Source organism: Legionella sp. W05-934-2, from assembly GCF_964199965.1.
In the GTDB taxonomy this organism is placed as follows: domain Bacteria; phylum Pseudomonadota; class Gammaproteobacteria; order Legionellales; family Legionellaceae; genus JAFIFT01.
This window is the reverse complement of the sequence record NZ_CAXMZT010000002.1, coordinates 130,377-154,843: the sequence shown is the minus strand read 5'-3', so window position 1 is coordinate 154,843 and position 24,467 is coordinate 130,377. Positions and strand designations below refer to the sequence as shown.

Sequence of the window (24,467 nt, the reverse complement as noted above, 5' to 3'; positions counted from 1 at the left end):
AGCCCACCGAAAAATAGTGAACTATGCCCATTAAAACCCGGGCACGGGCACGGGCTCGGGCACGTACTAGTTATTAGTTATTGTCCGGCACAAAGCTTTTTCTAACATAAATCCATCATTTGAAGCAATGGTATGCTAAACTATGGGCTTTAATATTTAGCAATATACATATCCGTATGACAAGAAACGTTGAAATTGGCAAAGCATTTGATCGTGTTGCAACACAATATGAAAAATCAGCCATCATCCAACAAGAAATTGGTAATCGCTTAATTGAACGTTTGGATTATCTAACCATTACGCCAACTCGTATTTTAGATTTAGGCTGTGGGGTCGGGCAATTTAGTCAGGCATTAAAAAAACGATACCCAAAAGCGCATATTGTTGGCATCGACTTATCCTATCAGATGCTTAACGTGGCGAAATTAAAGCAAAGCTGGCGTTCAAAATGGAGTTTGGTTGGTGGTGATATAGCGACATTACCTTTTGCCAATGAGTCGTTTGACTTAGTGTTTTCGAATCAAGCTGTCCATTGGGTAGAAAATGTTAACGCACTCTTTTCGGAGTTACATCGAATCATGGCCGTCAATGGGTGTTTGATGTTTTCAACGCTTGGGCCTGATACCTTTAAAGAACTATCAACCGTGTTTAAAGCCATTGATGATTATGAGCATGTCAATATCTTTCAGGATATGCATGATATTGGCGATAGTTTGTTGCAAGCGCAATGGCTTGACCCAGTGATGGATATGGAATTTATCACTGCTCAATATGCCTCGGTGAATGATTTGTTGAAAAGCCTAAAACGTCAAGGGGTGAAGAACATTCATCCACAGCGTAAACTTGGGCTCAGTGGTCGTCAATTTTTACAGCAATTATCCTCCCTCTATCAGCAGACATTCGCACAAGCAGGAAAAGTTCCGTTGACTTATGAGGTTGTATACGGACATGCCTGGCGAGGGGAGTTGAAAAGCAAGACCATTGGTCAGGATACATTTGTGCCAATCGATAGTATAAAGCGTTGGTAAAATCTGGGTCTAAGCAATATCTGTCAACAAATACGTGAACGTTTGCGTTACCGTTTCCGTTACCGAAATGACAAGATTCCTTTGTGTCGATATTATTAGGTTCGGAAACGGTAACGCAAACGTTCACGTAAAAGTCAATTGATTGTTCTTGGCCTAGCCCCGCACCCAGCTTGTATTTATATGGATATTAAGATACATTTCTAGTATAAGCAGTTATTTTTTGGGGAATACTTCATGGAGTTTGTCAGTAGTTATGTATCCCATCAACCCGATATACAAGGCTATGTTCAATACAGTGCAGAGGATAATTTCGTCTGGAAAACCTTGTATGAAAGGCAAATTGAAATTTTACCTGGGCGGGCCTGTTCTGCCTTTATGGAAGGGTTGGAGGCTTTAAACTTATCAAAAGATGCAATCCCTCAATTGCCAGAGGTGAATAAGCGCTTAGAAAAGATGACAGGCTGGCGAGTTTCTCCTGTTCCGGCTTTAATTTCAGCCGAAGCGTTTTTTAAGTTGTTAGCAAGGCGCCATTTTCCGGCAGCAACGTTTATCCGGACTATGGAGGATCTGAATTATATTCAGGAACCCGATATTTTTCATGAATTATTCGGTCACTGCCCTTTGTTAACACAGACCCATTATGCTGAATTTGTTCAACAATATGCTCAGTTTGTCCTTGATTCAAAACCAACAGTATGGCCTTTATTACAGCGTTTATTTTGGTTTACCGTTGAATTTGGTTTAATTCGTGAAAACGGACAGCTTCGAGCCTATGGTGGTGGAATTTTATCCTCAATCGGTGAAACCCCTCATTGCCTCGAAAGCGATGAACCAATGCGAGTGCTTTTTGACCCTGTGGTGGCATTTAGAACACCCTATCGAATCGATCAAATGCAACCTATCTATTTTGTCATTGAAAACTTCCAACAGTTGTTTGATTTTGTTCAACAAGACATTGATAGACTAATTCACCGAGCACGAGAATTGGGTGAATATCCCCCTTTTTTTTTAGTCGATGAGAATAATCCTAATATTCATATTAGGGCTTGCTAGCTAATGCAGGAATAATGATCACCGGTTTAAAAGCCATAGAGCTTTGTACCAGTCATTTTTAAAAAAAGCCGTCCTTGCGAACGTAGTGAAGCAATCCAGAGCGGCTTCTTGTTCGGGGATCGAACTTGATTGCTTCGCAAAGCTCGCAATGACGGTGTTTTTTAAAAAAATTGTCCGGTACGAAGGTCATTGAGATGTTCCTTTTCATAGCAATTGTGATTTACACAAAACGCTGTTATGATGGATGCTCCCGCTTTATCTTTGTGATCTATGATTGAGGGAGCATTACTTGATAAGGGTACTGATTGTTGACGATCATGCGCTAGTCCGCATGGGAATACGTCGTTTGCTTGAAGATATGCAGGATATGGAAGTTGTTGCTGATGCCGAAAGCGGTGAACAAGCCTTACAGCTGGTGAAATCGCTTAAGCCGGATGTTGTCTTGTTAGATATGAAAATGCCCGGTATCGATGGCTGGGAAGTCACAAGGCGATTAAAAAAATCTCATCCTCAAATTAAAGTGATTGCGGTGACGGCGATGGCTTCTGAACCACTTCCAAACCGGGTTTTACAGCTGGGGGCTATGGGGTATTTAACCAAAGAGTCAGGTTCTGATGAAATGGCTGCGGCTATTCGCAAAGTCGCAAAAGGGGATAAATACCTAAGTGCAGAAATAGCCCAGAAAATGGCAATTAATAGCTTGGATTCATCCCACAACTCACCGTTTGAATTATTATCTGAGCGTGAAATGCAAGTCATGTTGATGATTACCAGCGGCATGAGTGTTCAAGATATTTCTGAAAGACTCTACTTAAGCACGAAAACAATCAATGGCTACCGATATCGAATGTTTGAAAAATTGGGTATCAAAAATGACGTGGAGCTAACCTATTTAGCGTTGAAACATCGCGTCATTGAAAAACCCGTCGATCTTGATGAATAGCCGCTTATACTCATAAAATAGATCCAATTCGACATAGGGATGTTCCCTAAAATGGGTATATACTTCTGTGACTAAATCCACTTTAAAAGCGATTATATCGCGCCTAACTACAGAGCCTGGCATCTACAAAATGAAGAATGCTGAAGGCGAGATTCTTTACGTCGGCAAAGCTAAAAATTTAAAAAAGCGCGTTAGTAGCTATTTCATGAAACAAAACCAAGGTGTCAAAACAAAAACCTTGGTAGAACAAATAGCGGATATCGAGATAACCGTTACTCGTAGTGAAACAGAGGCACTTTTACTGGAGAGTAATTTAATCAAGTCCTTACGCCCAAAATATAATGTATTGATGCGCGATGATAAATCGTACCCCTATATTCATGTCAATGAGCACACTTTCCCACGCATGGAAATGTATCGAAGCAAGCGTAAACCAAAGAAAGGGGAGTTCTATGGACCATTTACTAGTTCGACTTCCGTTAAAACAACACTGAATACCATCCAAAAATTATTCAAAATACGTAATTGTCGCGATAGTTATTTTGCTGCTCGTTCAAGACCTTGCCTGCAATATCAAATAAAGCGATGTTCTGCGCCTTGTGTGAACTACATCAGTGAACAAGATTATGCAAAATCGGTCGATAATGCCCGGCGTTTTCTACAAGGTAAATGTGAGCAGATTATTAATGAACTCACGGTTCAAATGGAGGAAGCTGTATCCGATTTAGCATTTGAGGTTGCCGCTAAGCTGCGCGATCAAATCAAACTGTTACGGATGGTGCAAGAGCAACAGGGAATGGTACAGCTTCGTGGTGATGCAGATGCCTTGGCAATCGAAGCCAAACCGGGTTTTGCTTGCATACAATTGGTGACTATTCGAAATGGTGAGTTGCTGCATAGCCAATCGTTTTTTCCCTCTGTGCCCAATATATCGCTATCAGCTGAAAATGAACAAGCACTCCATCAAGCGGTTTTTGAAGCGTTTGTCAGCAATCGCTACTTTGAACAGCCTGAACGGATACCGCAGGAAATCATTACGGATGCACACGTTGAAAATAAAGAAGCAATCGAACAAATGCTGACGGAATTAAGAACGAGTCGATGTCGGCTATTGCAAAAACCCAAAGGTAACAAGCGTCGCTGGTTGGACTTTGCCCATAACAACCTTCAATTAGCAATTCGAGACTACCAACAGTCTGCGCAAACGATGGTAAACCGCTACCAAGATCTTGAAAAGTTATTAAATAGACATCAACCCATTCATCGCATGGAATGCTTCGATATTAGCCATTCCTCCGGTGAGGCGACCATAGCGTCTTGTGTTGTATTCGATCGCCAAGGCCCAAGAAAATCCGATTATCGCCGATTTAATATTGAGGGCATTACAAAAGGCGATGATTTTGCGGCGATGAACCAAGCATTGACTCGTCGTTATCGGCGATTGGTTACAGAGGATAATTTACCGGATGTGTTGATCATCGATGGAGGAAAAGGACAAGTCAATGTTGCGCTAAAAGTACTTGCGGAATTAGGCATTGAAGAAACCACGGTTTTGGGGGTTGCTAAGGGGCCTGAACGCAAAGCCGGCTGGGAACGCTTAATATTAGCAGATACTAACATTGAGCGAACTTTACCTGAAAATTCACCTGCACTCCATTTATTGCAACAAATCCGTGATGAAGCACATCGGTTTGCCATCACGTCTCATCGAAGAAAAAGGGATAAAAGCCGGTTTGAGTCCTCTCTGGAGTCAATCGAAGGCATTGGTGCAAAGCGCAGACAAGCCTTACTCAAACGCTTTGGTGGCATTCGTGATGTCAGCTCCGCCTCTATGGAAGAAATTAGTAAAGTACCGGGCATCAGCCAAGCGTTAGCCGAACGTATTTATCATCATTTTCACCGCTAACTATAATGCTAGCAAAGATGCAGGAATTATTTGACTGAAACCTAGTTGCAAAGCCTGTTCAATAAGTTGTGATTTTGTTTGGCAGTTAAATTTGTATTTGAGCTCATTAATATGATCTTCAATGGTTCGTGGGGAACGATTTAATAGAATAGCAATCTCTTTAGAGGTCTTGCCTCTCAATATATAGAATAAGCATTCCGATTGTTTATGGGTAATTTTAAACGGGTAGTTAGCTGTTTGAATTTGATAACTTTGTACCTCCCATTTTGGATCCTTTGACGATTGAATTATATTAAATAAAGCGCTACTAATCGATTTTATTGGAATATCCGTAGTGGAAACAAGGACGAATGTGCGATTTTGTTCATCATCAATTTTTATTTTGGAGGTATATAATATTTTTAAGCAATGTTTACTTGGATAATAGCCAATATCTAGAAAAAACTGATTATCAGTTGCCAAAACAGAGCGATCTTGTCTAGTAATTTCTTCATGTAAGGAAGAAGCGGCGCAATTTAGTTGCGAATCATTCAACCCAATCATATCAGCACTCTTTTTGAACCCAGTTAATTGTGCAGCTTTTTGATTGGCGGCTACAAAATTTAAACGGCTATCTTTAATCAGTATCGATTGTGGCAGCTTATTGAAAATTTTAACAATATCCCAATGAATGAAGTTTTCACAGTAAACGAGTGTATTCATAATAATTAATTCAATTGCAGCGTTTGATTATACTCCAGCAATCTAACATTAATTTTGTTTCAACGCACTCTTGTCAATATTATGGATAAGCTGTTAAACCAATTTCTTAAGAAACGTAGATAACCAATTAATCCTAGTCTCGATAAAATTTAATGGACAAAGTTTTTACCAGCTTAGTCCGGTTTACTCGTTTTGCCCAATATTTCGAATCAATAAAACCGTAAATATTACGGTGTTTTGGCAACGAATTGCGAATTAGGCTTGTAATGGATAATTTAACATTCTCAGAAGGAGTTAAGGGTGAAAAAAATTCTATGCATATTCTTATGTCTCATTTCCACGGCTACGTTTTCACACCATTTTTTTCTAGGTAAAGAAAAGAGCGCTACATTAGATCGAATCAGTTGGTCGTTAAAAGGAAATGGCCATTCTCATATCATTCAAAATGTATCGGGCAAGCCACTTCGGTTGGATTTGTGGGTTGATAAAATTGTTGCTGGTACATTAGACACACCGAGCGATGGCATTTACGTTTTGTGCGGCCAAGGCTTCCAAAAAATGGAGGCTGGAACAGGTATCATCTGCGATATTCCATATCCTGGATATGTCATGTTTGCGGTTTATCCATTTGTTAATGGCGCAACTGGCCATTTTGGTATTCACTATTGAAAGCAAACAGGAGAATAGAATGAAAAAAATATGTATCGGGATGCTATTTTGCCTACTGTCTTTAAACGCTACAGCAAGCCAAATTGTTCCTCAATCGCAATATGCTACAAATTCGGCCGTATATCCTTGGAGTCTGTCATCCCCTGGCGAACTTAACTTGTACAAAAATATTTCCAGTAAAGAAGTAACCTTTATTTATTCGACTAATACTAACTCAGACACGGTTGTCATACGCTGCCCATTGAATGATATTGTGCTGAGAGCAAATTTCACCTATATCTGCTGGTTACCACCAGGGGAAAGCGCGAAAATCGAACTAAAACCCTATTATTTTAGTCAGGGGGCCTCAGGTAGTTATTCCATAATCTTCTAATCCAAAAAATCCCGGCTCTTTAGAGCCGGGCTCAATTTGATAATCAAAAATTGCTTGTTCAAACCAGGTATTGAGCGAGCAGTATGTATGTAATAGTTAATGAGTGTAATATGTCTAAAATAAAGATGGAAACGGAAGATTATCTACTGAACGTTCACGCATCTGATAAACTATTTACTAGGTTGGGCCTGAATCTTGCTGGTTTATGCATTTCACTCCGTTATTTTTAATGCTATGATGATGCTATTTGAGTCATAAGAATGACTGTGTCAAAAACGTTGGTTAACCCAAAACAATCTCTTGTTCGTTCGACATCAATTGTCTCATTATTCACCTTTCTCTCTCGAATTCTTGGGTTTGTTCGCGATATGGTGATTGCGCATTTTTTTGGAGCTCAAGCTGGAGTTGATGCCTTCTTTGTTGCTTTTCGTATTCCTAATTTTATGCGTCGATTATTCGCAGAAGGTGCTTTCTCACAAGCGTTCGTCCCCGTTTTAGCAGAATATCAACAAACTCAGCCAATACAGGATGTTCGCTTATTCATTGGCCGCATTGCTGGAAGCTTAGCGTCCGTGTTGACTTTGGTGACGCTTGTTGGTGTCGTCGCTGCACCTATTATCGTGATGCTATTTGCTCCGGGCTTTGAATTTGATAATGGGCGAGCGGAACTAACTACTCATATGTTACGGATTACCTTTCCCTACCTGATGCTGATTTCGCTCACAGCACTTGCAGGGGCTATACTAAATACCTATGGTTATTTTGCAATTCCTGCTTTAACACCGATTATTTTAAATTTTTCGTTGATCTTTAGTGCGGTTTATCTCACCAGTTATACATCCCCGCCGGTTGTGGCATTGGCTTGGGGGGTTTTGATTGCAGGGTGCGCACAGTTTTTATTCCAAATTCCGTTTTTAAAGCAACGAAATCTCCTGGTTCGACCATTCATCCATTGGGGCGATCCGGGCGTGAGACGGGTATTAAAGCTAATGGTGCCAGCCTTATTTGGCGTCTCAGTGGCTCAAATCAATTTGTTAATCGATACAATTTTTGCCTCATTCTTACCAGTGGGAAGCGTTTCTTGGCTCTACTATACCGACCGATTAACCGATTTTCCCTTAGGCGTTTTTGGTGTTGCTGTGGCGACGGTAATATTACCTCATTTATCTCGTAAAAGAGCGAATCAAGACCCGCTTGCATTTTCTCGATCCCTGGATTGGGGTATACGCATGATTTTACTGGTTGGTGTCCCTGCCTTTGTTGGCCTGGCATTTTTCTCGATGCCCTTAATTGCTTCCTGTTTTGCTTATGGAAAATTTACTCAATTGGATGTGATACAAACCCAAAAGAGCTTAATTGCGTTATCATTGGGTGTGCCACCCTTTATGCTGGTGAAAGTGTTAGCGTCAGGATTTTATTCAGGCCAAGATATTAAAACCCCAGTGAAAGCGGGGGTATACGCAATGATTGTTAATAGTTTACTGTGCGCCGCTTTGATTTTCCCCCTAAAACACGCAGGCCTTGCCTTAGCTTCTGCACTCGCTGGTTATGTTAACGCTGGCCTATTGATGTATTGGTTGATACGGCGCAAGATATATCATCCAAGTGCGGGATGGCTTAAATATGCATTACAACTCATTGTTGCTAATTTGGTTATAAGTGGCTATCTCTATTGGCAAATGGGGAATCTTGCAAAGTGGTTAGCCCTTTCCCCCATATTTCGTTTAAGCTATTTGCTCGCGCAAGTGATGGTGACTTTACTTATCTATCTTGTAGCACTTTTTGTTTTAGGCTTACGGTATAAGCAGTTTAAAGGACGGCAATCATGACAACACTCCCGCCATTTTTTTTAACTAACATCGAGGATGGCGCTTGTGTCATTGAATTGATCGATGAAGCTGACTATGAACAGAATTTGGCAAAAATGACCCCTAGAGAGCAACAATGGCTTTCTCACCATTCAATAGCTGGCAAAGTTGGTGAGGTATGCTTTATCTACGGCGATAACGGTCAACTACAAAAAGCTATTATGGTGGATAAGGCAGATAACCGCTATCTAAGTTTGGCAAAACTAGCCAAACAATTACCATCGGGCCATTACCAATTAGCGAATAACTTGGATAATGAAGATTTGCTGGGTTGGGGGAGCACACAGTATTCCTTTACTAAATATCGAGAATCCAAAGAAAAGTTGAAGACCTTGCAAGTGACACCTGCTCAACTGGATTGGTTACACGATGAGCTAGAGGCAATATTTTTGGTAAGAGATCTCATCAATACACCCGCCAATGATTTGGGACCTAGTCAATTAGCCGATGCGGTGAAACAATTGGCAGTCCAGTTTCATGCGGAATATGAGGAGTGCGTTGGCGATTCGTTGTTAACCCACAATTATCCGGCTATCCATGCGGTTGGAAGAGCAGCAGCCGATGCGCCACGGCTAGCAAGTTTGCATTGGGGTAAAAAAGGCGATCCGTTAATTGCAATCGTTGGGAAGGGCGTGTGCTTTGATAGTGGTGGGCTTGACATTAAACCGGCTCAAAACATGCGCTTAATGAAAAAGGACATGGGAGGGGCTGCTAATGCAATCGGTCTTGCTCATTGGTTAATGCGTAAAAAATTACCCATTCGAATTAGTTTATATGTCGCTGCTGTTGAGAACGCGGTAGGTGCTGGTGCATTTCGCCCCGGTGATGTGATAACCATGCGCAATGGTTTAACGGTAGAAGTGGATAATACGGATGCCGAAGGTCGATTAGTTTTGGCCGATGCAATAACACGAGCTTGTGAAGACAAGCCGCAGCTAATGATTAATTTAGCGACTTTAACGGGTGCAGCACGTGTTGCTGTTGGAACCGATATTTCAGCGATGTTTTGCAACAATGAGGCATTGGCTAGTGCTGTCGAAACAGCATCGTTAGCTGTCCATGATCCCGTTTGTCGGTTACCGCTTTTTCCAGGCTATGAAAAAATGTTAGACTCATCCATTGCTGATTTAGTCAATGCGCCGTCATCCTTCTATGCGGGTGCCATCACTGCCGCTTTGTTTTTACAACGATTTGTTGAAAAAGGGATACCCTGGATTCATTTTGATGTGATGGCTTGGAATTTAAGCAGTAAACCCGCTAAACCAGAAGGCGGGGAGGCCATGGCGATACGTGCATTAGGACAGTACTTGAAAGCGAAACATGGTGGATAAATCATGAGTCATAGTGACCGATATATTCAAGCACGGCGAGCTACACTGATTGGTGCCGTTACCAATTTACTTTTAGCCGTTATGAAAACCATCGGGGGGGTTGTTTTTTATTCCCATGCCTTAGTCGCAGACGGCATTCATTCATTTGCGGATTTATTAACCGATCTCTTAGTGCTCTTTGCCTCCAAATTTGGCAGTGAGGAGGCGGATTCACAGCATCCATATGGACATCAACGTATAGAAACGGCCGCTACATTTATGTTGTCCGTTTTTTTAATGATTGCTGGTGGGGCGATTGGTTGGGATGCGATTGAAGCGTTGTTTCATGTTGGCAAATCCCCTGACAAAATCGCCATTATCATTGCGATAATATCTATTCTTGCGAATGAAGGCCTATTTCAGTACACAAAATTGATAGGGACACGCATCCAATCAGAACTATTAATTGTGAACGCTTGGCACCATCGTTCTGATTCGCTCTCATCCTTGGTTGTTGCGGTAGGCTTAATGGGTGTATGGCTTGGATTTTATCATCTTGATGCCGTTGCTGCCATTGTCGTTGCTTGGATGATTATCAAAATGGGGTGGGATTACTCCTGGAATAGTGTCAAAGAATTAATTGATACGGCGGTTGATGATGAAACAATTCGTCAAATTGAAGATAAAATTACGGCTGTGCATGGTGTCAAAAAAATGCATCAATTAAGAACCCGTTCTATGGGCGGTGATGTGTATATTGACGTGCACGTTCAGGTCTCACCTATGATATCTGTTTCAGAAGGACATCATATTGCTCAAAATGTCCATCGATCGCTATTGTTATCAATCGAAAAAGTGAAGGATGTTACTGTCCATATTGACCCTGAAGATGATGAGGAAGTATGCCCATCGTTTCATTTACCCAGCCGTGACATCCTGGAAAAATCGATTTTTTCGGATTTAAAAAAGCAGTTTTCTGCTATCGACAATATTGTTATCCATTATATTGATGGCGATATATTTATCGATATCTTTGTCAAAAATGAAGCTATCGATATGATCCAACTTGAAAAAGCGGTTGTCTCAAAGTGCCAAGCATACGCCGAGATTAAGAAGATACAAGTGTTGCAATGTATATCAAAAATTGCTAATTAAGTCATTTGCTCTTATTATATGCATCTGAATAAACAAATAACGCGATTATATTATCAAGTTAGGCGTGTGCAATTGCCAATTTTGATGTTTCCTAGTTCTATTCTGATTCATGATGGTGAATGAAAAACATGGTTTCCTCCTATATGTTAAAATTACTGTTTGCCTTAGCCATACTTGCCGTAACATGGTTAGCCGGTTGGTATCCCTTTCGTCATAAAAAAAAGCATAGTACCCATTTTGAGCTGCCTGTTGGGGAGTCGTTAGCAACGGGGGTTTTTCTTGGTGCAGCGTTAATGCATATGTTGCCAGAGGCTCACCAGTTATTTCAAAATTTAGGGTACCACTTCCCTTTTTCGTATAGCTTGGTGGGTATCGTGTTCCTTGGTTTTTTATGGTTAGAACATCTTGGCAAGGAACTGTATGAACACCGTGATACCTCGGATGTCGCTTTTGCAATACTTGCGATGGTGATGATGTCAGTTCATTCCATTATTTCGGGCACAGCGCTTGGGATTACCCAACATAATTCCGTTATTATTATATTGTTTTTAGCGATTATTGCTCATAAATGGGCTGAAAGTTTTGCAATTTCTATCCAATTAAATAAAAGCAATATGTCGTTACGAAATGGACAACTATTATTTATGATATTCTCCTTCATGACACCATTAGGTATTCTAATAGGTGGTCTTTCTGGGCAGCAGGATCACAATGATTCGCTGTTTGATGCGGTCATCATGTCGATTTCAGCAGGGACCTTTTTATATTTGGGAACACTGCATGGCCTTGAGCGCTGTGTCATGGTGCAACGGTGTTGCAATTTACGCGATTTTAGCTTTGTGATCATTGGTTTTCTAATGATGGGTTTGGCGGCAATCTATGTCTAAATTTCTCCAACAAAAGCCAATCATACTTGCTTCCTCATCTGCCAACCGACATGAACTGTTAGCATCGATTGGCCTCGAATTCACTGTGCATGCAGCAGAGATAGATGAACAAGCTATCAAACATCACTTTCAAGATGAAGATCCTAAGCAAATTGCTAACAGACTTGCTCAACAAAAAGCATTGACTGTCAGTGAGCGATATCCTCATCAATACATCATTGCTGCTGATCAGCTTTGTCATTGTGAGGGGGTGCTCTTTGACAAACCATTGACACACGAGCGAGCTTTGCAGCAGTTGATGGCATTACAGAGCAAAACCCATCAACAAATTTGTGCCATGGCTATCGCCTACCAAGGAGCGATTATCTGGTCTGAGCAAGATATTGCAACCCTAACCATGAAACCATTATCCGCTGATACGTTAGATGCTTATTTGCAAGAAGATAGGCCTTACCATAGTTGTGGTTCCTACCATTATGAGCAATCGGGTAAGTGGCTCTTTCAGTCTGTGATAGGAAGTGACACATCTATCCAAGGCCTGGCTCTAATGCCTTTGGTTAAAGCGCTGGAAGAATTAGGGATTGTCGCATTAGCATTGCCAATGGCTTAGAATCATGACAAGATGCATGGAACTTAAGGACGTTCACTCATATCGATTCGGAGTATTGAATGACGAAAGCAGAGAACTTTGAACAATCGTTGCGATCATTAGAAGAAATTGTGCAAAAACTAGAAGCCGGTGAATTATCGTTAGAAGATTCGCTGAAAGCATTTGAGGAGGGCGTCAAGCTTGCAAGGCAATGTCAGAAAACTTTGAGTGAAGCGGAGTTAAAAGTGGAAAAAATCACCCAAGAGATGATGCGAGAAGATGAGCGTTCTGATGATGTCTGATGTGATTCAAACACACTTATTGAAATTTGAAGATTATCTTAAAACGGTTGTTCACCAAAAACCAATTCCATCGACTCGTCTTAAAGCGGCTATTGAGTATAGCCTCCTAAGTGGCGGAAAACGCTTTAGGCCGTTATTGGTCTATCTAACGGGTGAACTGTTGCATATTGATTCGAAAATTTTGAATGTGATTGCTGCTGCGGTCGAAATGGTCCATTGCTATTCTCTCATTCATGATGATTTACCCGCGATGGATGATGATGATTTTAGACGAGGAAAGCCCAGTTGTCATAAAGCGTTTGATCAAGCAACTGCCATTTTAGCCGGTGATGCTTTATCTTCCTGGTCAATTGAACTATTAGTGACAGAATTATCAGGACACCTACCAGCAAACACCATTCTGCTCATTTGTAAGCGATTATTAAAGGCAATTGGTGTCGAGGGGATGATTAGTGGTCAGAGTTTGGATTTGACTGTTCTTGCATCCATGGCTGTGACAGAGCTTGAACTTGAAGCGATTCATCAATTGAAAACAGGTTTTTTAATACAAGCTTGTATCTTAATGGTAGCGGATTTAATTGATTTAGACGACACTAAACAACAGGCCTTGCAACAGTTTGCAAACAAGCTTGGATTGGTTTTTCAAATGCAAGATGATTATCTTGATTATTACGCCCCGTTGTCAACGCTCGGTAAAATGCGCTCTTCTGATTTAGCAAATGATAAAACGACTTATGCGCAGCTTTATGATAAAAATGTATTAAAGGATAAAATTAACCGATTATTTCGTAGCTGCCATGAATCGTTATTGTCTTTTTCCGATGGAAAAAGTGCTTTGAATAATTTAGTAGAATGGCTCCAATCAAGAATTGAATAAACTATTGATAAACACTATTTGGTAATATGGAACAACAAATCGAACAATCGCTTTATATGCGCGCCTTGAAGAGGCAATCTGTTGAACGAACGCCCGTTTGGCTAATGAGGCAGGCGGGTAGGTATTTACCTGAATATCGTCAAGTTCGCCAAAAAGCAGGCGATTTTATGAGTTTATGTCGAACACCTGAGCTTGCTTGTGAGGTGACCCTTCAACCACTGAGGCGTTTCCAGTTAGATGCGGCCATCTTGTTTTCAGATATTTTAACAATTCCTGATGCTATGGGGTTAGGGCTCTATTTTGCAGAAGGGGAAGGTCCTTGCTTTGAAAAACCATTGCGAAGTGAATCGGACTTTGCCCAAATTCCCAACATTGATGTGGGTGAAACGCTTGATTATGTGATACAAGCTGCATCTTTGATTAGACAAAATATGCCTGCTCATATACCGCTTATTGGATTTGCCGGTAGTCCTTGGACGCTTGCGTGCTATATGATTGAAGGGCATGGCTCACGCGAATTTAAGCAAGCTGTTACATTAATATATCAACGCCCTGAGCTTGCCCATCGCCTCCTTGAACAATTAGCTAAAACAACGCAAGATTATTTGGCTGCGCAAATTGAAGCGGGCGTCAATTCCTTAATGATATTTGATACCTGGGGCGGACTGCTAACACCCCAACTCTATCAAACATTTTCGTTAGCTTATATGAAAAAAATTGTTGGTGGGCTTAAATATTCCTATCCAAATATCCCCATCACATTATTTACCAAAGGAGGGGGGCAATGGCTTAATGAGATATCGTCATCGGGGTGTGACTGTGTTGGGTTAGATTGGACAGTCGATATTGGCAAAGCGAAAGAACAAGTCGGCAATCAGGTTGCCTTACAAGGAAATTTGCACCCGCTCGTTTTACTTAGCAATCCGCAATCGATTGAACAAAGCTGTCGGCAAATTATCGAAGCGATGGCTGACCATCCTGGCCATATATTTAATCTAGGGCATGGTATAACCCCCGATGTGCCGCCTGAGCATGTCAGTGTTTTAATTGAAGCGGTTAAAAAGTATAGTCTTCGTGTTTAAATCGAGGATGAGTTTTTAATGTCAACCATCTCAAATGTTATTTAAAATATTAGAGATACCTGTTGGTCCAGCTACTGCACCGCCAGTGGCAAATCCTGTATATCCAATGCTGGCTAATATTGCCGGCAAGAAAACTAACGAACCTGCTATGAAAACCAAGGCAATGGGCGTACCAATCGGTATTTGCGTTGGGTTATCTTTATGTTGTTTAAATTTCATGATGGCAGCAATAAAAAACGCGAGACCACCAATATAAGCCCCTGCGGTGATTAACTTCGCTACCGCAGTAAAGTTGCTTGTTGTATTTGCTGCAACAAGGCCAAGGCCTGAGTCAAGTGTCGCAAATTGGGCACATGTCACACTTGAGAATAAAATTAGCATGCCTGTTAGCAAAATTTTATCAAAAGCGGCACTATTCATAATTACCATCCATATAATTTATATGGGTAAATATAGCACAAAGAGCCAATATGGTGTGTAAGAAGAGATATTAATGTTCGATTAAGGGGGTTGTAGAGTGGATTTAAAACAGCGTGCGCTCATCTGGAGGTAGCGATATTGCTATTAGTTCCTTCGAGTCAATTTAGTTTTTCGATTGATTATAGACAATGAATGCAAGGTGGCAATAATCAAGATAAAAACGCCATTGCATATGAATAGCAGGTGGATGTGATTGTTTGGATGAAATGCAAGTTTAATATAAGGAATGTAATTGGTGGCAAAAAAGATGGTTGAAAAAACCACTGCAATATAAGCAACATAATACCCCCAAGGTTTAGTTAACACCAGGCCTATGATGCTTAGTAGATTGAATAGAAAAAATAAAACGATAAGTAGATGTGCCCAAGTATATTCATGCGCTTTTTGCATCAAAAATACAGACATTTCCATATTATGGACGACTATGATTCCTATGATTAAGCCCATTGCAATACTGCCAATTTTGATGCCTTTCATACTATCTGTCCTTAGCAAACCGCTTTCAAATGTTTAATATAATTAATGTTTGTAAATTAATTATAGCAATTGAATTAAATAAAATTAACGCGCTTATCTGGGTTGATTCGTAGAACTTGCAGCACGATCTCGGGAACTTGTTCTTTAGTCATGTTATTTGGAGGAATGAGAATCACGATATTCAGTCGGAGTTAACCCTGTCCATCGTTTAAAGGCTTTACTGAAGTTTGAGGTGTCATGAAAGCCTAATAAAAAACTTATTTCAGACATACTAATTTGTTGATTGAGCAAGTAGGCATACGCTTTTTGCTTTCGCACTTCATCCACAATTTCTTGATAGGTGATGCTTTCCTTTTGTAAGTGCCTTCGAAGCGTTCTAGCTGACACGCATAATTGACTTGCTACTTCATCCATACTTAATTGATATAAATCATGACTTAATAAGATTGTTTTGATTTTGCTAGCCCAATCTGCTTGTTGAGCTAGGCGGGTTGCAATTTTTTGTAATTGGGATTTTGCCAGTTGATAGCTTGTATCATCCGCAAAACTAATCGGATAGTCTAATTCCTTTTTCCAAAGCCACACTTGATTATGCAAGCAGTTGAATTGTATTTCTGTTTTTAAGATATCTTGGTAATAGCTAGCATAGCTCGGTGGTGCATAATTCAAATCAATTTTGACACAGCTATCAGTTGCTGAGATTAAAAACTGGCGCATATTAATCAGATGCACAATGACCATTTCAACAATAAAACGCGATAATACTTGGTTTTCCATTAAAACATGAACACCAATGCATACTTTATCACCACTGAGTTCTGAATCGAGGCTTATGAGATTGGTGCGAGTATTGATATAATTTAGCATCGTATTCAATGCATTACCCATCGTAGGGCTACTCATAGCCGCATAACCTAAATAACCGTGATTGACTATGGATAAATGTTGGCCGAATTTAAGCCCTAGGTAGGAACAGTTTGTCATGGATATTGCTTTCTCGACGATTCTTGTGAATTCACTGGCAGTAACAAAGGCTGCCGGATCTTGCAGCCTTGTTAAATCAAAACCAATTGTCTTAAGAAAGTTGGGAACGCCGAGTTGCTCAACGCATTTATCCAAGCAGGCAGCGTAATTAGCAGCTATGACTTGTTCCATTTTTGGTGTTCCAGATTAATAGCGATAATAGTCCGGTTTAAACGGTCCATCAACAGGCACACCGATATAATCCGCTTGTTCCTTAGTTAGCGTTGTTAATGAGGCGCCGATGCGTTGCAAATGTAAGGTAGCCACCTTTTCATCAAGCTTTTTAGGTAATACATAAACGTCAATATTGTATTTCTCATGGAATTTAAATAATTCAATTTGCGCTAATACTTGATTGGTAAAGGATGCCGACATGACAAAACTTGGGTGGCCAGTGGCGCAACCTAAGTTCACCAATCGCCCTTGTGCAAGTAAAATAATACGATTTCCATTTGGGAAAATAACATGATCAACTTGTGGTTTTATGTTATCCCATTCATATTGGCGTAAACTCGCGACATCAATTTCGTCATCGAAATGACCAATGTTGCATACAATGGCTTGGTTTTTCATGCGTAGGAGATGATCATGGTTTATCACATGGAAATTTCCAGTTGCCGTGACAAATATATCAACCTGCTCTAGGACTTGATCCACGGTTACCACACGGTATCCCTCCATAGCTGCTTGCAGTGCACAAATGGGGTCGATTTCAGCAATAAACACCGTTGCACCTTGGCCTCTTAACGCTTGCGCACAGCCTTTTCCAACATCGCCATAGCCGAGAACAAGGACGATTTTGCCTGCGATCATGACATCCGTTGCGCGCTTTATGCCATCTAATAATGATTCACGGCATCCATATAAATTATCAAATTTCGATTTTGTGACGGAATCATTCACATTCATAGCAGGTATTTTAAGGGTCTTTTTCTTAGCCATGTCATACAAACGGGCAACACCCGTCGTTGTTTCTTCGGATAAGCCGCGAATGTTGTCAATCAGTTCAGGATGTTTTTGATGGATAATTTGTGTTAGATCGCCGCCATCGTCCAGTAACATATTAGGTGTCCAGCCATTGGGGCCATGAATAGTTTTCTCAATACACCACCAATATTCTTCTTCAGTTTCTCCCTTCCATGCAAAAACAGGAACGCCAATTGCTGCCATAGCTGCAGCGGCATGGTCTTGAGTTGAATAGATATTGCAAGAAGACCAACGAACTTCAGCTCCTAGCGCGATTAGTGTTTCAATCAAAACAGCCGTTTGAATCGTCATATGCAAGCAGCCTACAATACGGGCACCCTTTAAAGGTTGGCTGTGACCAAACTCTTCTCTTAAAGCCATCAATCCAGGCATTTCAGTTTCAGCAATGGCGATTTCCTTACGACCCCATTCAGCTAAGTTGATATCGGCGACTTTAAAATCTGTGGTGTTATTTAGTTTAACCGTTGATTGCATTGAATGATCCTCATATTTTGATGCTTGCATTTCCAACAGGACTAAATATAAACACCAACCGTTGCCATAAAATGCAATAGTAATACAGCTAGTTAGGGTCAAAATACCCTCAATAAATTACTTTGTTGGCGCTATGGCTAGTCCTGTCCATTTAGTATAATTACATGCTTGACTTTAATTTTTCAACTTTGTTCAGCCTCTCCCAGGGAAACTCGGGTCGACCGTAGTGTCCATAAGTAGCAGTTTGGCGATAGATTGGCTCTAATAAGTTGAGTTCATCGATAATCCCTTGGGGCGTTAAATCGAAGTGTTCTCTAATCAGTTCAACAATTTGTGCGTTGTTCATACGACCAGTACCAAACGTTTCAACCGAAATTGATACGGGATCGGGTATGCCAATTGCATAGGAAAGTTGAATTTCGCATTGTTCAGCGATGCCTGCTGCAACAATATTTTTTGCAACGTAGCGGGCGGAATAGGCGCCAGAACGATCCACTTTAGATGGATCTTTCCCCGAAAAACAGCCCCCACCGTGTCTAGCGAAGCCGCCATAAGTATCAACAATAATTTTTCGGCCAGTTAAACCACAATCTCCTTGGGGACCACCAATGACAAATCGACCTGTTGGATTGATAAAATATTTTGTATCCTGGCTTAACCAATGGGTAGGAATAATTGGGAGAATGATATGCTTTTTAACTTCTTCGCAGAGATCCTTATGGCTTATATCAGGGTGATGTTGGGTGGACAGAACAATGGTATCAACAGCAATGGGTTTGCCATTTTCATATTTGAACGTCAATTGACATTTAGCGTCTGGTCGGAGCCATTCCAACTGCTTGCTATGCCTTAATTTCGCTTGTTGCTTCATCAATCGATGAGCATAAGCGATAGGGGCGGGCATGTATTCTTCTGTTTCGTTAGTAGCATAGCCGAACATCAATCCCTGATCGCCGGCACCCAATCGATTGGTAATGGTATTATCCACACCTTGAGCAATATCGGTTGATTGTTTGCCAATAGCAGAGAGCACCGCACAAGATTCCCAGTCAAAGCCCATGTCAGAGCTATTGTAACCAATATCACGAATAACATGTCGGGTCACTTCTTCAACATCAACCCAGGCATTGGTGGTAATTTCACCGCCCACCAAAACCATACCTGTTTTTACAAATGTTTCACAGGCAACACGGGCTGCTTTATCTTGCTTTAACAATTCATCTAAAATGGCATCTGATATTTGATCGGCAATTTTGTCTGGGTGACCTTCAGAAACAGACTCAGACGTAAATAGTGCAAATTCGTTCACAATTCCCTCGTCGATTTATATTCACTCATTGCTGATATGAATGGTTTAAAAATTTTTTCAGCATCATGCGGCCCAGGCCCTCCTTCAGGGTGACCTTGAAACCCATATGCTGGCGCAGATGTATGTTTGATCCCTTGTAAACTTTGATCAAACAGCGAACGGTGTGTGGCGATTAATTCATTTGGCAGGGATGTTTCTTCAATCATGAAACCATGATTTTGGCTGGTAATCATGACTCGATTAGATTGCAAGTCAATAACCGGGTGGTTACCACCATGGTGGCCAAACTTCATTTTTGTTTCTTTAGCGCCACAAGCTAAAGCCAAAATTTGATAGCCTAGGCAGATTCCAAATAAAGGGACTTTCGCAGATATAAATTGTTTAACTGCTTTAATGGCATAGTCACAGGCTGCAGGGTCTCCAGGACCATTTGACAGAAATATGCCATCGGGATTGCTTCGCAGAACATCTTCAGCAGGGGTTTTTGCTGGCACGATGGTGACGTGACAACCTAACTCTTGCAGAATACGCAAAATATTATGTTTTGCACCATAGTCATAGGCTATGACGTGAAAATTCTGGGGCGTGGACTTGGGACCCCACTCACCTCTGTCTGTATCCCAGCGTTGTTCTGTTTTACAAGACACCTCTTTAGCAAGGTCCCTATTGCTAAGACCACTGAATGATTGTGCTAATTGGACAGCTTTGTCTGGCTGACTGGCATACTCGGTGGTAATACATGCACCTTGACTGCCATGATCCCTGAGATGCCTGGTAATGAAGCGGGTGTCGACTCCAGCAATAGCTGTCACGTGATTGTGATGAAGCCAATCAGACAAGGTGGTTTGAGCGCGCCATGAACTTGGATAGGGTGAGTACTCACGGATAACTAACCCTTTGGCCCAGATTTTTTTAGATTCAATATCTTCTTCATTACAACCCGTGTTTCCAATATGGGCTGCTGTTAAGGTGATAATTTGTTCACTATAGGAAGGATCCGTCAACATTTCCTGGTAACCCGTCATTGAGGTATTAAATACAAGTTCCCCAATGTGAGTACCTTCATGTCCAATGGCATATCCATGGCATATTGTTCCATCAGCCAGCGCTAAAATTGCAGGAGTGGGTTGTGTCATGAAATCGTCTTTAAATGAGCAAAATTGCGCTTATTGTATCGTTATATGTTAGAAAATAGAAGACCTAATAGCTGCGTTTTCTTCTCCCTATTTCCGGGAAGAAGAAAAAAATGTAGGAATTCATTTAGAAGTAACCAAATATCACAGATCTATACCCGCCAGGGAGCGTGTCTCTGTCCGGTTTTTCGTAAGCATTTTACGAACTTGGTACCACACATCAGGATAGAATTTCATTTCAAAAACCCCGCTCCCGCCCTTTGGGCACCCTCTCCCCGTTTCCGGGGCGAGGGGAACAATGTGGAAAATTATATATAGAAGTCCTGAAGGAGTTAAAATAACGCTCCGAATTGCCCCGCAGATATGATGTAATTGATGGCTAAGACTTCATATCTTCGAAAAACTTTTTCACCGCATCAAACCATGTGCTCGTTCTTGGCGAATGTTTGTTCTTACTATGTTCCAGCGACTGGATAAATTTTTCCAGTAATTCCTTTTGTTCTTTTGTTAAATTGATTGGGGTTTCCACAACAACTTTGCAAAGTAAATCACCGGTTGAATAACCGCGAACGGATTGAACGCCCTTGCCGCGTACACGAAATACTTTGTCCGTTTGTGTTTCCGGTGGTATTTTCAAACTGACTTTTCCGGTGAGTGTAGGCACTTCAATAGTGCCGCCTAAGGCTGCAACATCGAAACTAATGGGTACTTCACAATGTAAATCGGAGCCTTCTCGTTCAAATATTGGGTGAGATTTAACCGATATCAGAACATATAAATCGCCTGAAGGGCCGCCATGCAGACCTGCTTCACCTTCACCGGTCAAACGAACGCGATCGCCGTTATCAACACCAGCAGGAATTTTCACCGTTAATTTTTTATTTTCCTTAACGCGGCCTTGTCCATGACATTCAGAACACGGATCGGTTATGACTTGACCTTCGCCATGACAATTGGGACACGTTTGTTGAATAGAGAAAAAGCCTTGTTGGATTCTAACTTGGCCTACACCATCACATGTCCCACATTTTTTGGGAGTGGAACCCTTTTTAGCGCCACTTCCTTGACAACTGTTGCAGGCAGCCTGCCTGGGTACATTAATTTCAACTTGTTTTCCCGATGCGGCTTCTTCGAGCGTAATGGTCATATTGTATTGAAGATCGGAGCCACGCTGAGCTCTCGTCCGGCCAGCCCCCCCTCTGCCACCAGAAAACATACTGTCAAAAATGTCGCCGAAAATATCGCCAAAATCAGAGAAGCCACCTGGACCAGCGCCACCACCCATGGATGGATCAACGCCTGCATGACCAAATTGATCATAAGCAGCACGCTTTTGCGAGTCAGACAAGATATCATAGGCACGCTGGATTTCTTTGAATTTCTCTTCAGCGGCTTGATCTCCTGCATTTCTATCAGGATGATGTTTCATCGCTAGTTTTCGATACGCCTTTTTGATCTCAGCATCGTCGGCACTTCGACTGACACCTAAGATTTCATAATAATCCTGTTGACTCATTGTTTCTCACACATAAAAACTTAAACCGCGAATACGCTCAATTCAACCAGTCATATGTCACGGTAGGATGTTGTCTTGCGCCCAATTGATTCCAGGCGCTCTTAAAAATAACCAATTATACCATAATAAATCAATATATGGTCAAAATGCATCAATTAAAAGCACCTCTGACCAATAAATGTTAATCAAGAGATGCCTTTAACGATGTATAATCCAGTAGCATAGGCTATTGGGATTGCTTATCGTCGTCTTTTACTTCTTCGAACTCTGCATCAACCACTGAATCATCGGCTCCCGATGACTTATTGTCTGGTTTTCCGCCTGCTTGCGCTTCTGACTCGGATGCTTTTTTAGCATAAACTCTCTCAGCCATGTTCGAGTTAGCGTCAGTTAATGCTTTGAGCTTGCTTTCAATTAACGCTTTGTCATTGCCTTTAATGGCCTCTTTCAGTTCGCTTATCGCATTTTCGATATTGGATTTTTCATCACTGGATAATTCAGTTTCTAAGTCTTTCAGCGATTTTTGGGAACTGTGTATCATTGCATCCGCTTGATTACGAACCTCTGCCAATTCTTTAAACTTACGATCTTCATCTGCATGGGCTTCTGCATCTTTAACCATGGCATCAATTTCTTGGTCTGACAGACCGCTCGACGCTTTAATGACAATGGATTGTGCTTTTCCAGTCGCTTTGTCTTTAGCAGAAACGTTCATGATACCGTTTGCATCGATATCAAATATCACTTCAATTTGTGGCACACCCCGTGGTGCAGGTGGAATGTCAGATAAGTCAAATCGACCGAGTGATTTATTGGCTGATGCTTGCTCACGTTCACCTTGAAGCACATGGACAGTAACAGCGGTTTGGTTGTCTTCTGCTGTTGAGAAAACTTGGCTCGCCTTGGTAGGAATCGTGGTGTTTTTTTCGATTAATTTCGTCATCACACCGCCCATTGTTTCTATCCCCAATGATAACGGCGTGACATCTAACAAAAGGATATCTTTCACTTCGCCTGACAATACACCGGCTTGTATTGCTGCCCCTAAAGCGACCGCTTCATCCGGGTTAACATCTTTTCTTGGCTCTTTTGCAAAGAACTCTTCCACTGTTTTTTGTACCAAAGGCATCCTTGTTTGACCACCCACAAGAATGACATCGTTAATTTCTGATATGGATTTACCGGCGTCTTTTAGGGCTATTTTGCAAGGTTCGATGGAGCGTTTGACCAAGTCTTCAACCAATGACTCAAGTTTAGCTCGAGTGAGTTTGATATTCATGTGCTTTGGTCCGCTGGCATCTGCGGTAATGTAAGGTAAATTAACGTCTGTTTGCTGAGAAGAGGATAGTTCAATTTTCGCTTTTTCTGCGGCTTCTTTCAGACGTTGTAAGGCAAGTGGATCATTATGAAGATCAATGCCTGCATCTTTTTTAAATTCATCCGCTAAGTAATTAATTAATGCCAAGTCAAAGTCTTCACCACCTAAGAAAGTATCACCATTTGTGGCCAATACTTCAAATTGATGTTCGCCATCCACTTCGGCTATTTCAATAATAGAGATATCGAAAGTACCACCACCGAGGTCGTAGACTGCAATAACAGAGTCACCCCGTTTTTTATCCATGCCATAGGCAAGGGCGGCAGCGGTGGGTTCATTTATGATTCGTTTTACCTCAAGACCAGCAATTTTTCCGGCATCTTTTGTGGCTTGACGCTGAGAATCATTGAAGTATGCAGGTACTGTGATAACAGCTTGTGTGACTTCTTCGCCTAAATAATCTTCAGCGGTTTTCTTCATTTTTCGCAAAACTTCCGCAGAAATTTGTGGCGGGGCTTTTTTGTCATTTTTAACACTAACCCAAGCGTCACCGTTATCTGCTTTAATGATCTTGTAGGGAACCATTTTGATGTCTTTTTGTACGACAGGATCATCGTAGCGTCGACCAATTAACCGTTTGACGGCGAATAGTGTATTGCTTGGATTTGTCACAGCTTGGCGTTTGGCTGACTGACCAACTAACGTCTCGCCATCGTCAGTAAATGCGACAATCGAAGGAGTTGTTCGATGACCCTCTGCGTTTTCAATTACTTTTGGTTTGTCACCTTCCAAGATAGCAACGCAAGAATTAGTCGTACCTAAGTCAATTCCGATTATTTTAGCCATTGTTGATATGCTCCGTACTTAAAAATTGTTACCTAATGACAGTCATATGGGGATTGAATTAATAAATTCAACTTAAATTTTATTTATTTTTTAGCATCTCAAACATATTAAGCAACACATGCAATTTATACCTTCGATTCACAAACCCCTCATCCGCCCA

General features: G+C 41.3%; 23 protein-coding genes. 14 read left to right on the top strand and 9 right to left on the bottom strand.

Annotated features, from left to right (window positions below; all coding sequences use genetic code 11):
* Positions 1-176 precede the first annotated feature (176 nt).
* From bioC to uvrC, 4 genes are all read left to right on the top strand, one after another.
* The gene (bioC, locus tag AB3348_RS02685; protein WP_367606003.1) at positions 177-1,028 is read left to right on the top strand and encodes a malonyl-ACP O-methyltransferase BioC; all 852 of its coding nucleotides are present in this window, start codon (positions 177-179) and stop codon (positions 1,026-1,028) included.
* 234 nt (positions 1,029-1,262) lie between these two features.
* Positions 1,263-2,081, top strand: a complete 819-nt coding sequence (phhA, locus tag AB3348_RS02680; RefSeq protein ID WP_367606002.1) for a phenylalanine 4-monooxygenase — start codon at positions 1,263-1,265, stop codon at positions 2,079-2,081.
* A gap of 289 nt (positions 2,082-2,370) precedes the next feature.
* On the top strand, positions 2,371-3,024 hold the full coding sequence (gene letA, locus AB3348_RS02675) for a two-component system response regulator LetA (protein ID WP_367606001.1): 654 nt from the start codon (positions 2,371-2,373) through the stop codon (positions 3,022-3,024).
* A 67-nt stretch (positions 3,025-3,091) separates the two neighbouring features.
* On the top strand, positions 3,092-4,930 hold the full coding sequence (uvrC, locus tag AB3348_RS02670) for an excinuclease ABC subunit UvrC (protein ID WP_367606000.1): 1,839 nt from the start codon (positions 3,092-3,094) through the stop codon (positions 4,928-4,930).
* Here the strand turns inward: uvrC and AB3348_RS02665 are convergent, their stop codons facing one another.
* A complete protein-coding gene (locus tag AB3348_RS02665) occupies positions 4,931-5,632 on the bottom strand; it encodes a LuxR C-terminal-related transcriptional regulator (protein ID WP_367605999.1) in 702 nt (233 codons plus the stop codon).
* Between the two features lie 300 nt (positions 5,633-5,932).
* Between AB3348_RS02665 and AB3348_RS02660 the strand changes: the two genes are divergently transcribed.
* The 10 genes from AB3348_RS02660 (at position 5,933) to hemE (ending at position 14,744) form a co-directional block, all read left to right on the top strand.
* Positions 5,933-6,301, top strand: coding sequence for a hypothetical protein (locus AB3348_RS02660; protein ID WP_367605998.1), 369 nt, complete (start codon positions 5,933-5,935; stop codon positions 6,299-6,301).
* Between the two features lie 19 nt (positions 6,302-6,320).
* Positions 6,321-6,674, top strand: a complete 354-nt coding sequence (locus tag AB3348_RS02655) for a hypothetical protein (RefSeq protein WP_367605997.1) — start codon at positions 6,321-6,323, stop codon at positions 6,672-6,674.
* A 260-nt stretch (positions 6,675-6,934) separates the two neighbouring features.
* The gene (murJ, locus tag AB3348_RS02650; RefSeq protein ID WP_367605996.1) at positions 6,935-8,503 is read left to right on the top strand and encodes a murein biosynthesis integral membrane protein MurJ; all 1,569 of its coding nucleotides are present in this window, start codon (positions 6,935-6,937) and stop codon (positions 8,501-8,503) included.
* Complete coding sequence (locus AB3348_RS02645) at positions 8,500-9,873, top strand: M17 family metallopeptidase (protein ID WP_367605995.1); 1,374 nt, start codon at positions 8,500-8,502, stop codon at positions 9,871-9,873. Before murJ ends, AB3348_RS02645 begins: the two co-directional genes overlap by 4 nt.
* 3 nt (positions 9,874-9,876) lie before the next feature.
* Entirely contained in the window at positions 9,877-11,007 is a 1,131-nt protein-coding gene (locus AB3348_RS02640; protein WP_367605994.1) for a cation diffusion facilitator family transporter, read from the top strand.
* A 128-nt stretch (positions 11,008-11,135) separates the two neighbouring features.
* Positions 11,136-11,894 (top strand): ZIP family metal transporter, encoded by a 759-nt coding sequence (locus AB3348_RS02635; protein WP_367606198.1) that lies wholly within the window; start codon positions 11,136-11,138, stop codon positions 11,892-11,894.
* A complete protein-coding gene (locus AB3348_RS02630) occupies positions 11,887-12,504 on the top strand; it encodes a nucleoside triphosphate pyrophosphatase (RefSeq protein ID WP_367605993.1) in 618 nt (205 codons plus the stop codon). The genes AB3348_RS02635 and AB3348_RS02630 overlap by 8 nt, the downstream gene beginning before the upstream one ends.
* A 59-nt stretch (positions 12,505-12,563) precedes the next feature.
* Positions 12,564-12,785 (top strand): exodeoxyribonuclease VII small subunit, encoded by a 222-nt coding sequence (locus AB3348_RS02625; protein WP_367605992.1) that lies wholly within the window; start codon positions 12,564-12,566, stop codon positions 12,783-12,785.
* A complete protein-coding gene (locus AB3348_RS02620; RefSeq protein ID WP_367605991.1) occupies positions 12,775-13,662 on the top strand; it encodes a polyprenyl synthetase family protein in 888 nt (295 codons plus the stop codon). Before AB3348_RS02625 ends, AB3348_RS02620 begins: the two co-directional genes overlap by 11 nt.
* A gap of 26 nt (positions 13,663-13,688) precedes the next feature.
* Positions 13,689-14,744: a uroporphyrinogen decarboxylase gene (gene hemE, locus AB3348_RS02615; protein WP_367605990.1), complete on the top strand. Its 1,056-nt coding sequence runs from the start codon at positions 13,689-13,691 to the stop codon at positions 14,742-14,744.
* Between the two features lie 30 nt (positions 14,745-14,774).
* On the opposite strand, the gene AB3348_RS02610 is transcribed toward hemE, so the two are convergent.
* The 8 genes from AB3348_RS02610 to dnaK form a co-directional block, all read right to left on the bottom strand.
* The gene (locus AB3348_RS02610; RefSeq protein ID WP_367606197.1) at positions 14,775-15,125 is read right to left on the bottom strand and encodes a type IV secretion protein IcmD; all 351 of its coding nucleotides are present in this window, start codon (positions 15,123-15,125) and stop codon (positions 14,775-14,777) included.
* 183 nt (positions 15,126-15,308) lie between these two features.
* Entirely contained in the window at positions 15,309-15,701 is a 393-nt protein-coding gene (locus AB3348_RS02605) for a hypothetical protein (RefSeq protein ID WP_367605989.1), read from the bottom strand.
* Between the two features lie 153 nt (positions 15,702-15,854).
* A complete protein-coding gene (locus tag AB3348_RS02600; protein WP_367605988.1) occupies positions 15,855-16,856 on the bottom strand; it encodes an AraC family transcriptional regulator in 1,002 nt (333 codons plus the stop codon).
* A 15-nt stretch (positions 16,857-16,871) separates the two neighbouring features.
* Positions 16,872-18,185 carry an adenosylhomocysteinase gene (gene ahcY, locus AB3348_RS02595; protein ID WP_367605987.1) on the bottom strand — a complete coding sequence of 438 codons (1,314 nt, stop codon included), beginning with the start codon at positions 18,183-18,185 and terminating at the stop codon, positions 16,872-16,874.
* Positions 18,186-18,345: 160 nt separating this feature from the next.
* Positions 18,346-19,494 (bottom strand): methionine adenosyltransferase, encoded by a 1,149-nt coding sequence (metK, locus tag AB3348_RS02590; protein WP_367605986.1) that lies wholly within the window; start codon positions 19,492-19,494, stop codon positions 18,346-18,348.
* Positions 19,491-20,630, bottom strand: coding sequence for a glutamine-hydrolyzing carbamoyl-phosphate synthase small subunit (carA, locus tag AB3348_RS02585; protein ID WP_367605985.1), 1,140 nt, complete (start codon positions 20,628-20,630; stop codon positions 19,491-19,493). The genes metK and carA overlap by 4 nt, the downstream gene beginning before the upstream one ends.
* Before the next feature lie 376 nt (positions 20,631-21,006).
* Entirely contained in the window at positions 21,007-22,143 is a 1,137-nt protein-coding gene (dnaJ, locus tag AB3348_RS02580) for a molecular chaperone DnaJ (RefSeq protein ID WP_367605984.1), read from the bottom strand.
* A 226-nt stretch (positions 22,144-22,369) separates the two neighbouring features.
* Positions 22,370-24,307 (bottom strand): molecular chaperone DnaK, encoded by a 1,938-nt coding sequence (gene dnaK, locus AB3348_RS02575; RefSeq protein ID WP_367605983.1) that lies wholly within the window; start codon positions 24,305-24,307, stop codon positions 22,370-22,372.
* Between the last annotated feature and the right edge of the window lie 160 nt (positions 24,308-24,467).

Coding starts and splice junctions, on each gene's coding strand:
- bioC (WP_367606003.1), top strand. CDS start 177: ATGACAAGAAACGTTGAAATTGGCAAAGCATTTGATCGTGTTGCAACA.
- phhA (WP_367606002.1), top strand. CDS start 1,263: ATGGAGTTTGTCAGTAGTTATGTATCCCATCAACCCGATATACAAGGC.
- AB3348_RS02665 (WP_367605999.1), bottom strand. CDS start 5,632: ATGAATACACTCGTTTACTGTGAAAACTTCATTCATTGGGATATTGTT.
- AB3348_RS02655 (WP_367605997.1), top strand. CDS start 6,321: ATGAAAAAAATATGTATCGGGATGCTATTTTGCCTACTGTCTTTAAAC.
- murJ (WP_367605996.1), top strand. CDS start 6,935: ATGACTGTGTCAAAAACGTTGGTTAACCCAAAACAATCTCTTGTTCGT.
- AB3348_RS02645 (WP_367605995.1), top strand. CDS start 8,500: ATGACAACACTCCCGCCATTTTTTTTAACTAACATCGAGGATGGCGCT.
- AB3348_RS02640 (WP_367605994.1), top strand. CDS start 9,877: ATGAGTCATAGTGACCGATATATTCAAGCACGGCGAGCTACACTGATT.
- AB3348_RS02635 (WP_367606198.1), top strand. CDS start 11,136: ATGGTTTCCTCCTATATGTTAAAATTACTGTTTGCCTTAGCCATACTT.
- AB3348_RS02630 (WP_367605993.1), top strand. CDS start 11,887: ATGTCTAAATTTCTCCAACAAAAGCCAATCATACTTGCTTCCTCATCT.
- AB3348_RS02625 (WP_367605992.1), top strand. CDS start 12,564: ATGACGAAAGCAGAGAACTTTGAACAATCGTTGCGATCATTAGAAGAA.
- AB3348_RS02620 (WP_367605991.1), top strand. CDS start 12,775: ATGATGTCTGATGTGATTCAAACACACTTATTGAAATTTGAAGATTAT.
- hemE (WP_367605990.1), top strand. CDS start 13,689: ATGGAACAACAAATCGAACAATCGCTTTATATGCGCGCCTTGAAGAGG.
- AB3348_RS02610 (WP_367606197.1), bottom strand. CDS start 15,125: ATGCTAATTTTATTCTCAAGTGTGACATGTGCCCAATTTGCGACACTT.
- AB3348_RS02605 (WP_367605989.1), bottom strand. CDS start 15,701: ATGAAAGGCATCAAAATTGGCAGTATTGCAATGGGCTTAATCATAGGA.
- AB3348_RS02600 (WP_367605988.1), bottom strand. CDS start 16,856: ATGGAACAAGTCATAGCTGCTAATTACGCTGCCTGCTTGGATAAATGC.
- ahcY (WP_367605987.1), bottom strand. CDS start 18,185: ATGCAATCAACGGTTAAACTAAATAACACCACAGATTTTAAAGTCGCC.
- carA (WP_367605985.1), bottom strand. CDS start 20,630: ATGACACAACCCACTCCTGCAATTTTAGCGCTGGCTGATGGAACAATA.
- dnaJ (WP_367605984.1), bottom strand. CDS start 22,143: ATGAGTCAACAGGATTATTATGAAATCTTAGGTGTCAGTCGAAGTGCC.
- dnaK (WP_367605983.1), bottom strand. CDS start 24,307: ATGGCTAAAATAATCGGAATTGACTTAGGTACGACTAATTCTTGCGTT.